We start from the raw sequence: 1,221 nt of genomic DNA on the forward strand, positions 1-1,221 counted from the left end.
CGGGCGATCTGGTTGAGGTTGTTCCCCATCCCGGCAAGCTGGCGCAGCAAAACCGGATCGATGGACGGCAGCCGCAACGACCGCGCCGGGCGCGTATCGAGACAGGTTTCCCGCATCCACACCGCCAGTTGCCTTCCATTGCAGCGCTCCAGCAGCTGCTGGTACTCCCCATCGGTCACCCGGATACCTAAAAAACGGGTACGCTTAACCGCCATCCTCTCCTCCGATATCCGCAAAATGTGACCGGGCTGAACGCTCAAGCTCTGCCATCTGCTCCCGGCGGTAATCTTCCTCCTGTGCCTGACGCATCAGATTTGCCATCACTGCCGGATGCCAGGATCTTTTTTTTACGACGAGCGGCTTCTTCTTCGGCTTCTGCATTATCCCTCCTTCGCAAACGCCGGACGGCACGGAAAAGTTTTCCGGGTCGCTCCGGCGTTGGACAAGCGCCAGCGCGTCAGTGGTGTTAGCGGGTTTCGGGGCGCAGCCCTGAACCAGTCACAGCGTTTACGCTGTGTATACTGGCTTACTATGTTGGCATGAGAGCACGATTCATGAAAGTGCCTCATGTGGCAGGTGTGATATGTGGCTCAGGAGCGTCCGCAATACCATGCACGGACAGATGAAATGACGCCTCCTCGCTCACTCGGTAGCTGCGCTCCTGCCGTTCGGCTGCGGCGGGCGTGACCGACTCACGGATAACGGGATAAAGCAAAGGCGCTCAAATCAGAAAGGGCCGGAGAAAAGGATGCGGCGTTGCCGTTTTTCCATAGGCTCCGCCTCCCCTGACGAGCATCACAGAAATGGACGCTCAAGTCAGAGGAGGACGAAACCCGACAGGACTTAAAGATGCCGGTGATTTCTCTCCGGCGGCTCCCTCGTGCGCTCTCCTGTTCCGACCCTGCCGTTTACCGGATACCTGTTCCGCCTTTTTCCCTTTCGGGAAGCGTGGCGCTTTCTCATAGCTCACGCTGCTGGTATCTCGGCTCGGTTTAGGTCGTTCGCTCCAAGCTGGGCTGTATGCACGAACCCCCCGTTCAGCCCGACTGCTGCGCCCTTTCCGGTAACTATCATCTTGAGTCCAACCCGGACGGACACGCAAAAACGCCACTGGCAGCAGCCATTGGTAACTGGATATATACGAGAGAGATATTGAGAGGTCTTGAAGTGGGTGCCTAACTGCGGCTACACTGAAAGAACAGTTTTGGTATCTGCGGTCTC

2 protein-coding genes are annotated in these 1,221 nt (G+C 57.5%); both read right to left on the bottom strand.

The window, feature by feature from the left end; genetic code table 11:
- A partial coding sequence (locus DAE25_RS22625) for a plasmid mobilization protein (RefSeq protein WP_159083931.1) occupies nucleotides 1–215 on the bottom strand: 215 nt, incomplete at its 3' end.
- Nucleotides 205–381, bottom strand: a complete 177-nt coding sequence (locus DAE25_RS23675) for a hypothetical protein (protein WP_004197757.1) — start codon at nucleotides 379–381, stop codon at nucleotides 205–207. The genes DAE25_RS23675 and DAE25_RS22625, both read right to left, overlap by 11 nt.
- Nucleotides 382–1,221 lie beyond the last annotated feature (840 nt).

This window comes from Nocardioides terrigena (assembly GCF_003047265.1).
Lineage (GTDB): Bacteria > Actinomycetota > Actinomycetes > Propionibacteriales > Nocardioidaceae > Nocardioides > Nocardioides terrigena.